Annotated in this window: 7 protein-coding genes; 1 reads left to right on the top strand and 6 read right to left on the bottom strand. The window is 49.9% G+C overall.

Annotated features, from left to right (window positions below):
* Positions 1 to 34: 34 nt before the first annotated feature.
* The 6 genes from yacL to pdhR all read right to left on the bottom strand — a co-directional run bounded on the left by yacL (position 35) and on the right by pdhR (position 10,367).
* Positions 35 to 397 carry a protein YacL gene (gene yacL / locus AC2A06_RS14270; RefSeq protein WP_473196980.1) on the bottom strand — a complete coding sequence of 121 codons (363 nt, stop codon included), beginning with the start codon at positions 395 to 397 and terminating at the stop codon, positions 35 to 37.
* A gap of 147 nt (positions 398 to 544) precedes the next feature.
* The gene (gene acnB / locus AC2A06_RS14265; protein ID WP_484380726.1) at positions 545 to 3,142 is read right to left on the bottom strand and encodes a bifunctional aconitate hydratase 2/2-methylisocitrate dehydratase; all 2,598 of its coding nucleotides are present in this window, start codon (positions 3,140 to 3,142) and stop codon (positions 545 to 547) included.
* A 291-nt stretch (positions 3,143 to 3,433) separates the two neighbouring features.
* Complete coding sequence (gene lpdA / locus AC2A06_RS14260) at positions 3,434 to 4,858, bottom strand: dihydrolipoyl dehydrogenase (protein ID WP_473197964.1); 1,425 nt, start codon at positions 4,856 to 4,858, stop codon at positions 3,434 to 3,436.
* A 298-nt stretch (positions 4,859 to 5,156) separates the two neighbouring features.
* Positions 5,157 to 6,752 carry a pyruvate dehydrogenase complex dihydrolipoyllysine-residue acetyltransferase gene (gene aceF / locus AC2A06_RS14255; RefSeq protein ID WP_484380725.1) on the bottom strand — a complete coding sequence of 532 codons (1,596 nt, stop codon included), beginning with the start codon at positions 6,750 to 6,752 and terminating at the stop codon, positions 5,157 to 5,159.
* A gap of 13 nt (positions 6,753 to 6,765) precedes the next feature.
* Positions 6,766 to 9,429: a pyruvate dehydrogenase (acetyl-transferring), homodimeric type gene (gene aceE, locus AC2A06_RS14250; protein ID WP_484380724.1), complete on the bottom strand. Its 2,664-nt coding sequence runs from the start codon at positions 9,427 to 9,429 to the stop codon at positions 6,766 to 6,768.
* Positions 9,430 to 9,602: 173 nt separating this feature from the next.
* Positions 9,603 to 10,367 (bottom strand): pyruvate dehydrogenase complex transcriptional repressor PdhR, encoded by a 765-nt coding sequence (gene pdhR, locus AC2A06_RS14245; RefSeq protein ID WP_037383573.1) that lies wholly within the window; start codon positions 10,365 to 10,367, stop codon positions 9,603 to 9,605.
* 584 nt (positions 10,368 to 10,951) lie between these two features.
* Between pdhR and AC2A06_RS14240 the strand changes: the two genes are divergently transcribed.
* On the top strand, positions 10,952 to 12,313 hold the full coding sequence (locus AC2A06_RS14240) for an amino acid permease (protein ID WP_484380723.1): 1,362 nt from the start codon (positions 10,952 to 10,954) through the stop codon (positions 12,311 to 12,313).
* Positions 12,314 to 12,395: the final 82 nt, after the last annotated feature.

Here is a 12,395-nt window from a genome sequence, read left to right as displayed (position 1 = left end):
GGGCTGCCCTGCCTTCTCATCACCACATCTGAATTCAGTGATTCAGCATAAAATGGCGGTAGGCTTGCAGCGCGGCCAGAAAGTCTTCTACACCACAAAAAGAGAGGCTTTCTTCATCATAGTAGTTCATTCCCTCCTCCATTTCGTCACTCTCAAATTCCAGCTGATTGGCTCTGATCATCACTTCTTCACTATCCAGTAGTAACGTATATTCATGACCGGCTAACTGCCACTGACGTTCACTGCCTTTAAGCTCCGCCGCTGCGGCCTCAATCTGATCAAGTATATTGAGATCCCCTTTCAGCTCTTCATTGATCCAGTGACCAATCGCCTCATGCCCCATAGAAAATTTGACAACCACCTGGCCAGTGACATCACGTAGAAATTCGTAATCCATAGCCTGTTCCCCCTGAGTCGTTTTTATAAGTTTAAACGCTAATTGGCGACTGTACTCAAGTTACTTTGCATAACAGATTTAGCGACCAAGACAAAAAAGGGGAACCCGCAGGTCCCCCGATAATACTAGAGATAATAATACGCTGACTTATACCGCAGTCTGGAAAATCACCCCATCTGCTTTCTGAGTATATTGGCTTAACTGGTCAAAGTTCAGATAACGGTAAGTATCCGCTGCCGTCTTATCAACCTGTGCCATATAACTCTGATATTCATCTGGCGTTGGCAAGCGCCCCAACAGAGCAGCCACTGCCGCCAGTTCCGCGGAAGCCAGGTAAACGTTGGCTCCGGTTCCCAAACGGTTCGGGAAGTTACGGGTTGAGGTAGAGACCACGGTCGCGCCATCCGCTACCCGTGCCTGGTTGCCCATACAGAGTGAACAACCCGGGATCTCGATACGCGCCCCACTCTTGCCAAAGACGCTGTAGTAGCCCTCTTCCGTCAGTTGAACCGCATCCATCTTGGTTGGCGGTGCCACCCACAAACGGGTTGGCAGTTGGCCTTTATGCTGCTCCAACAACTTGCCTGCCGCACGGAAGTGACCGATGTTGGTCATGCAGGAGCCGATAAAGACTTCATCGATCTTGCTGTTAGCCACATCGGACAACAAGCGCGCATCATCTGGGTCATTTGGCGCACACAGGATAGGTTGCTTGATATCCGCCAGATCAATTTCAATCACTGCGGCATATTCGGCATCGGCATCACCGACCAGTAGCTGTGGATCGGCCAACCATTTTTCCATCCCTTGAATACGGCGCTCCAAGGTACGACGGTCACCATAACCTTCAGCGATCATCCACTTCAGCAGCACGACATTGGAACTCAGATACTCCTGGATCGGCGCCTTATCCAGCTTAATGGTACAACCGGCAGCAGAACGCTCAGCAGAAGCATCCGCCAGCTCAAATGCCTGCTCCACTTTCAGCTCAGGCAAACCTTCGATTTCCAGAATACGGCCAGAGAAGATATTTTTCTTACCCTTCTTCTCAACCGTCAGCAGGCCCTGCTGAATAGCATAGTAAGGGATGGCATGAACCAGATCACGTAAGGTGATCCCGGGTTGCATTTTACCTTTGAAGCGTACCAATACTGATTCCGGCATATCCAGCGGCATGACGCCAGTGGCGGCAGCAAACGCCACCAGGCCAGAACCCGCAGGGAAAGAGATCCCGATAGGGAAACGGGTATGCGAATCACCACCGGTGCCCACGGTGTCCGGCAACAGCATCCGGTTCAACCACGAGTGAATAATACCGTCACCAGGACGCAAGGAAACGCCACCGCGGTTCATAATAAAATCAGGCAGGGTGTGATGAGTGACCACATCCACCGGCTTAGGATAAGCCGCAGTATGGCAGAATGACTGCATCACCAGATCAGCAGAGAAACCCAGGCAAGCCAGGTCTTTCAGCTCATCGCGCGTCATTGGGCCGGTGGTATCCTGCGAGCCCACTGAAGCCATCTTGGGCTCACAATATTCACCTGGGCGAACACCAGCGACACCACAAGCACGACCAACCATTTTCTGTGCCAGTGAAAAACCTTTATTGCTAGCCGCAACCGGTTTAGCAACATTGAAGACATCGCTGTGTGGCAACCCAAGGGCTTCACGCGCTTTACTGGTCAAGCCACGGCCAATAATCAGTGGAATACGCCCACCAGCACGCACTTCATCCAGCAACACATCGGTCTTCAATTCAAACTTGGCCAACACTTCGCCTGTTTGGTGGTTCCGTACTTCACCCTGGTATGGGAAGATATCGATAACATCCCCCATATTCAGGTTAGAAACATCGACTTCGACGGGTAATGCACCTGCATCTTCCATGGTATTAAAGAAGATAGGGGCAATTTTCCCACCCAGTACCACACCGCCAGCACGCTTGTTCGGCACATAAGGGATATCGTCCCCCATAAACCACAGCACCGAGTTGGTGGCAGATTTACGGGAAGAACCGGTACCCACCACATCACCCACATAGGCTAATGGAAAACCTTTTTTGCTCAGTTGTTCAATCTGTTTGATCGGGCCAACGCTGCCAGGCTGATCTGGCGTGATACCTTCACGTTCGTTCTTCAGCATCGCCAAGGCGTGCAATGGGATATCGGGACGTGACCAGGCATCCGGTGCAGGTGAGAGATCATCGGTATTGGTTTCACCGGTGACCTTAAATACAGTGACGGTAATTTTTTCTGCCAGCTTAGGGCGTGAAAGGTACCATTCGGCATCCGCCCAAGATTGCATGACCTGCTTGGCAAAGGCGTTACCGGCCTTGGCTTTTTCTTCCACATCGTAGAAGTTATCAAACATCAGCAGGGTATGAGAAAGTGCCTTGGCGGCAATCGGTGCCAACTTTTCGTTATCCAATGCATCAATCAGCGGATGAATATTATAACCGCCTTGCATAGTACCCAATAACTCGATGGCTTTTTCTGGAGTAATCAGAGGAGAAGTGGTTTCACCTTTCGCGATAGCGGCCAAAAAACCGGCTTTAACATAGGCAGCTTCATCAACGCCTGGTGGTACGCGGTTAATCAGCAGGTCTAACAAAAATTCTTCTTCACCTGTTGGCGGATTTTTTAATAACTCGACCAATGCAGCCATCTGTATCGCATCTAACGGCTTAGGGACAATACCCTCTGCAGCACGCTCGGCTACGTGCTTACGGTATTCTTTTAGCACGACGTTCTCCTCGCTCACATTGTTATTGATTATGATTGTTCCTGACAGGCACTGTTATCTGGGTGGCAAGGTACAGCACCTCGTTTGACTCAGCCAGCATAGCAGGCTTTAAAACCGTTGTTAATTCCTTCACATAAAAGCAACATCAAATCTTTGCTGAATCGTTGCGGGCGGTGTAATCGTCTGGCAAGCCGTTGACGCTGGCAACGCCTCAGCTTAACTCATAAAAAGTGGCACATAAAAAAACGGCCCCTATATAGGAGCCGCTGATTAACCGCAAGAGCGCAAAAATTACTTCTTCTTGGCTTTCGGGTTAGGCAGGTCAGTGATACTGCCTTCGTAGATTTCTGCTGCCAAGCCGACAGATTCATGCAAAGTCGGGTGCGCATGGATAGTCAATGCCAGATCTTCTGCATCGCAACCCATTTCGATAGCCAAACCAATCTCACCCAGCAATTCACCGCCGTTAGTGCCGACAATCGCGCCGCCGATGATACGGTGGGATTCTTTGTCAAAAATCAGTTTGGTCATACCATCAGCACAATCAGAAGCGATAGCACGGCCAGAAGCGGCCCATGGGAAGGTCGACACTTCGTAGCTAACGCCTTTTTCCTTGGCTTCTTTTTCGGTCATACCCACCCATGCAACTTCGGGTTCGGTATAAGCAATGGATGGGATCACTTTCGGATCAAAGTAGTGCTTCATGCCAGCGATAACTTCGGCAGCGACATGGCCTTCATGGACACCTTTATGTGCCAGCATCGGCTGACCCACAATGTCACCAATGGCGAAAATATGCGGCACATTGGTACGCAGTTGCTTGTCAACATGGATAAAGCCACGATCGTCAACTTCCACGCCTGCTTTGCCAGCATCGAGCAGCTTACCATTAGGTACACGGCCAATGGCAACCAACACGGCGTCATAACGCTGTGGTTCAGCAGGTGCTTTCTTGCCTTCCATGCTCACATAGATGCCATCTTCTCTGGCTTCCACCGCAGTAACCTTGGTCTCTAACATCAGGTTAAACTGTTTGCTGATACGCTTGGTAAAGACCTTAACTACGTCTTTGTCAGCAGCAGGGATCACCTGATCAAACATTTCAACCACATCAATATTTGAACCCAGTGCATGGTATACCGTACCCATCTCCAGGCCGATAATACCGCCCCCCATCACCAGCAAACGCTCAGGAACGCTTCTCAGCTCCAAGGCATCGGTTGAATCCCAGATGCGCGGATCTTCATGGGGAATAAATGGCAGTTGGATTGGGCGGGAACCTGCAGCAATAATGGCATTGTCGAAGTTAATGGTGGTTGCACCATTCTCCCCTTCCACCAGCAGAGTGTTGGAACCAGTAAACTTGCCATGACCATTGACCACGTTCACTTTACGGCCTTTAGCCATACCCGCCAGGCCACCGGTCAGTTGGGTGATCACTTTTTCTTTCCAGATACGCACTTTATCGATGTCGGTTTTCGGCGAGCCGAAAACAATGCCGTGCTCAGCCAGCGCTTTGGCTTCTTCGATCACTTTGGCAACGTGCAGCAATGCTTTAGAAGGGATACAGCCCACGTTCAAACAAACCCCACCCAACGTGGGATAACGTTCAACCAGAACGGTTTCAAGACCTAAATCAGCGCAACGGAAAGCAGCAGAATAACCTGCCGGGCCCGCCCCAATTACCACGACCTGAGTTTTAATTTCAGTACTCATCATGACCTCTTAATTGTTTGTCCGCCGGGTCAGACGTTTATATATCCCCTGCGCCTTTCAAGTTGCTGCATTGTTAGCGTTACTTGTGCTTTAAAGACGTCCTTGACTAACCCGCTTCTACTGCCTGACATCAAATAAATCGAATTATTTTGTGTATAAGCAGTTTACAGAATTGTTAATAAGCTGCAAAGCGTGTTCGAGTGACCCGTGTCGCAACAATTCTGTCGAGTCATGTAAAACTCGTCAGAACCGCAACTGAATTGCAAAAGGGGCAGCATCTCTACCGCCCCTTGATTCATTACATCACCAGACGGCGAATATCAGACAGCATATTATTGATAATAGTGATAAAGCGTGCGCCATCAGCTCCGTCGATCACACGGTGGTCGAAGGAGAGAGACATCGGCATCATCAAGCGTGGCATGAACTCTTTACCATTCCACACCGGCTCCATAGACGACTTGGAAACCCCCAGAATAGCCACTTCCGGCGCATTAACAATCGGCGCAAAGTGGGTCGTCCCAATACCACCCAAACTGGAGATGGTAAAACACCCGCCCTGCATTTCACCGGCCGTCAGCTTACCGTCACGCGCTTTTTTGGAGATAGCCATCAACTCGCGGGAAAGCTCCACAATGCCTTTCTTATTCACGTCCTTGAACACCGGCACTACCAGACCATTTGGCGTATCCACTGCCACACCAATATTGATGTATTTTTTCAGTGTCAACTTTTGGCCATCTTCAGACAGAGAACTGTTGAAACGTGGCATCTGTTCCAAGGCGGCAGCAACTGCTTTCATGATAAACACCACTGGTGTGAACTTCACATCCAGTTTGCGCTTTTCTGCTTCACTGTTCTGCTGCTTACGGAACGCTTCCAGGTCAGTGATATCCGTTTTGTCGAAGTGAGTTACATGGGGGATCATCACCCAGTTGCGGCTCAGGTTGGCACCAGAAATTTTCTGGATACGGCCCATTTCAACTTCTTCGATCTCACCAAACTTGCTGAAGTCCACCTTCGGCCATGGCAGCATACCAGGCAGACCACCACCAGCCGTAGCCGGCGCAGCTTCCGCACGTTTAACCGCGTCTTTCACGTAAGCCTGAACGTCTTCGCGCAGAATACGGCCTTTACGCCCGGTACCTTTCACTTTCGCCAGGTTAACACCAAACTCACGCGCCAAGCGGCGGATGACTGGGGTAGCATGAACGTAAGCCTCGTTCTCAGTAAACTCACCGCGGTTGGTATCAGCAACTGGTGCCGGTTGTGCAACCGGAGCCACAGCAGCAGGTGCGCTGGCAACAGGTGCAGGTGCGGCAACCGCTACGGCCACAGCCGGAGCCGCCGCATCAGCCACGGCAAAGACCATAATCAGGGAACCGGTCTTCACTTTATCGCCAGTATTGATTTTGATCTCTTTAACCGTACCAGCGAATGGCGCGGGAACTTCCATCGAGGCTTTATCGCCCTCGACAGTGATTAGTGACTGCTCGGCGGCAACCACATCCCCTACCTTCACCAGAATTTCGGTGACTTCCACTTCATCCGAGCCAATATCGGGCACCGCAACGTCTTGGTCAGCACTTACCGCAGCAGCAACCACCGCTGGTTTTTCCGCGCTGTTGGCGACTGGTGCAGCTGTTTCAGCCCCAGCGGCTCCGGCAGCGTCAAAGATCATGATCAATTTGCCCGTGGTGGTTTTATCACCCACAGCAATTTTGATCTCTTTCACCACACCAGCTTGTGGCGAAGGAACTTCCATAGAAGCCTTGTCACCTTCCACCGTGATCAGCGATTGTTCTACTTCAACTTTATCGCCAACCTTCACCAGAATTTCGGTGATTTCAACTTCGTCTGCACCGATGTCCGGCACTTTGATTTCGATAGACATTATTCTTTACCTCTTATGCCAAACGTGGGTTGACTTTATCTGCATCGATATTGAATTTGGCGATAGCTTCCGCAACCACTTTCTTATCGATTTCACCACGTTTAGCCAATTCGCCCAGGGCCGCGACCACGACATAAGTAGCGTCGACTTCGAAGTGGTGACGCAGGTTCTCACGGCTATCAGAACGACCGAAACCATCAGTACCCAGTACACGGTAATCCGTTGCCGGGATGAAGTTACGGATCTGCTCTGCAAACAGCTTCATGTAGTCGGTCGCCGCGACTGCTGGTGCATCACTCATCACCTGAGCAACGTAAGGCACATGTGGCGCTTCGGTTGGATGCAGCATATTCCAACGCTCACAATCCTGACCTTCACGCGCCAGTTCGGTGAACGAAGTCACGCTGAATACATCTGAACCGATACCATAGTCTTTCGCCAGGATCTGAGCTGCCTCACGAACATGACGCAAGATGGCACCTGAACCCAGCAATTGTACTTTGCCTTTGCTGCCTTCCAAGGTTTCCAGCTTATAGATCCCTTTACGAATGCCTTCTTCAGCGCCCTTAGGCATGGCTGGCATATGGTAGTTTTCGTTCAGTGTGGTCAGGTAGTAGTAGACGTTTTCTTGCGCGTCACCATACATCCGCACCAGACCATCATGCATGATTACGGCCACTTCGTACGCATAAGCCGGGTCATAGGAGATACAGTTAGGGATCGTCAGCGATTGAATATGGCTGTGACCATCTTCGTGCTGCAGACCTTCGCCATTGAGCGTAGTACGGCCTGAGGTTCCGCCAATCAGGAAACCACGAGCTTGTTGGTCGCCAGCAGCCCAACACAGATCACCGATACGTTGGAAACCGAACATCGAATAGTAGATATAGAACGGGATCATCGGCAGATCGTTAGTACTGTAGGAGGTGGCAGCAGCCAACCATGAAGAAGCAGCCCCCAGTTCGTTGATCCCTTCCTGCAGAATCTGCCCTTTCTCGTCTTCTTTGTAGTACGCCACCTGCTCACGATCTTGCGGCGTGTACTGCTGACCGTTCGGGCTGTAGATACCAATTTGACGGAACAAGCCTTCCATACCAAAGGTACGCGCTTCATCAGCGATAATTGGCACCAGACGATCTTTGATCGACTTGTTCTTCAACATCACGTTCAAAGCACGAACAAAGGCGATGGTGGTAGAAATTTCTTTATTCTGCTCTTCCAACAATGGGGCAAACTCTTCCAGTGCTGGCATTTCCAGTTTCTCGGTAAACGCTGGCAGGCGAGTAGGAACATAGCCTTCCAGTGCCTGACGACGTTGGTGTAGATATTGGGATTCTGCAGAATCTTTGTCGAAAGTGACGTACGGCAGTTTTTCGATGTCAGCATCGGCAACCGGCACATTGAAACGATCACGGAAATGGCGAACGCCTTCCATGTTCATTTTCTTCACCTGGTGGGCAATATTTTTGCCTTCTGCAGTTTCACCCATGCCGTAACCTTTAATGGTATGGGCCAGGATAACTGTCGCTTTACCTTTGGTCTCTTGCGCTTTTTTCAATGCCGCATAGACTTTCTTCGGATCGTGACCACCGCGGTTCAGTGCCCAGAGCTCATCGTCGCTCATGTCTTTCACCAAGGCAGCAGTTTCCGGGTAACGACCAAAGAAGTGCTCACGCACATAAGCGCCGTCTTTGGATTTGAAGGTCTGATAATCGCCGTCCAGCGTTTCACCCATCAATTGAACCAGTTTGCCGCTGGTGTCTTTGCGCAGCAACTCATCCCAGCGATCACCCCAGATGACCTTCAATACCTGCCAGCCAGCACCCGCGAAGATACCTTCCAGCTCATTGATAATCTTGCCATTACCGGTAACTGGGCCATCGAGGCGCTGCAAGTTACAGTTGATGACAAACACCAGGTTATCCAGCTTTTCACGGGTAGCGATAGTGATCGCCCCTTTGGATTCTGGCTCATCCATTTCGCCATCACCCAGGAAAGCGTAAACGGTTTGTCCTGAGGTGTCCTTCAGACCACGATGTTCCAGATACTTGAGGAACTTAGCCTGATAGATAGCGCTGATGGGGCCTAACCCCATAGAGACCGTTGGGAACTGCCAGAATTCCGGCATCAGTTTAGGGTGTGGGTAAGAAGAGAGCCCTTTACCATGAACTTCCTGACGGAAATTGTTCATTTGATCTTCGGTCAAGCGGCCTTCCAGGAAGGCACGAGCATAAACGCCAGGGGAGATATGACCTTGGAAGTAAACCAGATCACCACCATCTTTGGCATTACGGGCACGGAAAAAGTGATTAAAGCAGACTTCATAGAAGGTAGCTGAGGATTGGAAAGAAGCCATATGGCCGCCCAGATCCAGATCTTTCTGGGAAGCACGCAGTACCGTCATGACCGCATTCCAACGGATCGCGGAACGAATACGACGTTCCAGATCCAGGTCCCCGGGGTAGGCGGGTTCATCTTCTACCGCAATGGTATTGATATACTTACTAGCGCCAGCGCCCGCAGCAATGCTAACACCACCTTTGCGGGCCTCCCCCAAGAGTTGATCAATCAGAAACTGAGCTCGCTCAACACCTTCTTCACGGATGACCGATTCGATCGCCTGTAACCAGTCGCGAGTTTCGATCGGATCCACGTCATTGTTTAAACGTTCTGACATGGTGGTATTCCTTATCTGTCTAATGGTTTTGTTTATTCCCATCGTTTCTCAAGCGGCAGTGTTATTGGCTACAACTCGAATCAACTTGGGTATCGGTTTCTACTTTAAATGCTAAATTCAGCACTTCGAGCTTTATCTCCACAGGCTGGTGTCCACTGCAGAGAACCACTCTATTAATCCTTGCGTTGCTGGAGACGCCGCAGCGATCGCTCGCGTCGGGTGCGTTCTCTGTCGAGATCCAGCAAAATTTCCTCAATAAACGCCAAATGACGATGCGAGGCTTCACGGGCCTTTTCAGGTTCGCGAGCCATTATCGCCTCAAAAATTCTGGCGCGATGACTACTCACTGTTGCCAACATCTCATGGCGCGAGTAAAGCAATTCAAAGTTCTGATGGACGTTTTGTTGCAACATTGGCCCCATACAACGCAGCAGATGGAGTAACACCACGTTATGAGCCGCTTCGGTTACCGCAACCTGATACTGCATCACCGCCTCAGCTTCCGCGTTGGGATCGCCGCTGTTTTGAGCTTGCTCAATAACATCATGACAATCGCGGATACGCGCCAGATCCTCATCGGTGCCACGTAGTGCGGCATAATAGGCGGCGATGCCCTCAAGGGCATGACGGGTTTCAAGCAGATCGAATTGTGATTCGGGATGGTCAGCAAGCAGTTCAGCCAACGGATCGCTGAAGCTCTGCCACAAATTGGTTTGTACAAAGGTGCCACCACCCTGACGACGCAGCAGCAGCCCCTTGGCTTCAAGGCGCTGAATAGCTTCTCTCAACGAAGGACGAGAAACATCAAATTGCTTTGCCAGCTCCCGCTCCGGGGGTAGCTTTTCGCCCGGACGCAGTGTCCCCTCAAGGATCAGATACTCGAGCCGTTGCTCGATAACATCTGACAATTTAGGTTGGCGTATTTTGCTGTATGTCATGGATGCTTTCTTCTCTGCGAAGGGCGCGGAGTCAATTGGTAATACCAATTCCAAAAACGTGCCGACAAAGTAACAAATCATTCACCTATTGTCCATATGGAATTTGATCGAAATCATTTAAGCCGCCATTTTTAACTTGTCAGACCACAAAAATGCGTAATCCATTAACGCCGTATTGGTAATACCATTTACTCGGTCAGTGACGAATTTAACTTTTATGAAACTTATGGTTAGCATGAATATCAAGCTGTTATGACAGCATAATGGCAGCAGGGAGAGTTGGCATACTGACTGCCTAGCGTTGAAACAAAGAAGCATAGAACACTGAACACGCCCCTATTCCCTCTCAATATGAATAAACTTGAGTATAAAACAGGTGCAAACTTTCGTGCTTACCACTATTCTGTGCCGCATGGTAGTAGAGGGATAGATTTCCGATATCAAAAAATGTAAACAAAAAAATACACAAATTGTAATTTAAAATTTACAGCATTGGCATTCTGCAACATCGGTGTTCTGCAACAACATCTGCAACATTCATGTTCTGCAATATTCGTGTTCTGCAACAACAGAGGATTCTTTTAATGAGTGGTCAACAACACGACCAGCTGAAACGCGGCCTGAAAAACCGCCATATTCAGCTTATTGCCTTAGGCGGGGCAATCGGTACCGGTTTGTTTCTGGGTATCGCCCAAACCATAAAAATGGCTGGCCCATCAGTCATTCTGGGTTATGCCATTGGCGGTTTTATTGCGTTCCTGATCATGCGTCAATTAGGTGAAATGGTCGTTGAAGAGCCAGTCGCTGGTTCTTTTAGTCACTTTGCGTATAAATACTGGGGGGGGTTCGCAGGTTTCTCCTCTGGCTGGAATTATTGGGTGTTATATGTGCTGGTTGCCATGGCGGAACTGACGGCTGTGGGTATCTATGTACAATACTGGTGGCCAGAGATCCCAACCTGGGTTTCGGCCGCCGTGTTCTTTCTGGTCATCAATGCCATCAACCTGTCCAATGTGAAGGTCTATGGAGAGATGGAATTCTGGTTTGCCATCATCAAAGTGGTCGCCATTATCGGTATGATCGCCTTTGGTTCTTATTTGTTGCTCAGCGGCCAAGGTGGACCAGAAGCCACAGTGACCAATCTTTGGGCTCAAGGGGGATTTTTCCCGAACGGTGTTATGGGATTAGTGATGGCTATCGCGGTGATCATGTTCTCATTTGGTGGGTTGGAACTGGTGGGGATTACCGCAGCTGAAGCTGATAACCCGGAAAAAAGCATTCCCAAAGCCACCAACCAGGTCATCTACCGTATCCTGATTTTTTATATCGGCTCCCTGACCATTCTGCTGTCACTCTATCCGTGGGGTAAAGTGGTTGAAGGTGGTAGCCCATTTGTCCTGATCTTCCATGCATTAAACAGCAATATGGTGGCAACGGTACTCAATATCGTGGTACTCACTGCCGCACTATCGGTCTATAACAGTTGTGTTTACTGCAACAGCCGCATGTTGTACGGTCTGGCGAAACAAGGTAATGGCCCGAAAGCCCTAATGAAGGTCGATGGCCGTGGCGTACCAGTGATTGCCATTGGTTTCTCTGCCGTGGCAACCGGGTTCTGTGTATTGATCAACTACCTGATTCCTGGCCGTGCCTTTGAGCTATTGATGGCACTGGTAGTCTCTGCGCTGGTGATCAACTGGGCGATGATCAGCCTGGCGCACCTGAAATTCCGTGCCGCTAAAATGCGTGAAGGGGTACAACCGAAGTTCAAGGCGTTCTGGTATCCGTTCAGTAACTATCTATGCCTGGTATTTCTGGCGGGTATTCTGGTGATTATGTACCTAACACCTGGCATTCGGATTTCCGTTCTGTTAATTCCAGTGTGGGTTGCCATTCTCGGTATCGGCTATGTGATTAAACAAAAAACTCAACAATCAGTAAATTGACTCATCGGCCAGCCCCCTGCGGTTTGAGTAAGATACATTAATCAAATCACAGAGGGGCTGGCTATAGCGCTTTAAGCCTTTC

The organism is Serratia sp. HNCC26DJ244 (genome assembly GCF_057180565.1).
This window is presented reverse-complemented; position numbering and strand designations above follow the sequence as displayed.

Coding starts and splice junctions, on each gene's coding strand:
- yacL (WP_473196980.1), bottom strand. CDS start 397: ATGGATTACGAATTTCTACGTGATGTCACTGGCCAGGTGGTTGTCAAA.
- lpdA (WP_473197964.1), bottom strand. CDS start 4,858: ATGAGTACTGAAATTAAAACTCAGGTCGTGGTAATTGGGGCGGGCCCG.
- aceF (WP_484380725.1), bottom strand. CDS start 6,752: ATGTCTATCGAAATCAAAGTGCCGGACATCGGTGCAGACGAAGTTGAA.
- aceE (WP_484380724.1), bottom strand. CDS start 9,429: ATGTCAGAACGTTTAAACAATGACGTGGATCCGATCGAAACTCGCGAC.
- pdhR (WP_037383573.1), bottom strand. CDS start 10,367: ATGACATACAGCAAAATACGCCAACCTAAATTGTCAGATGTTATCGAG.
- AC2A06_RS14240 (WP_484380723.1), top strand. CDS start 10,952: ATGAGTGGTCAACAACACGACCAGCTGAAACGCGGCCTGAAAAACCGC.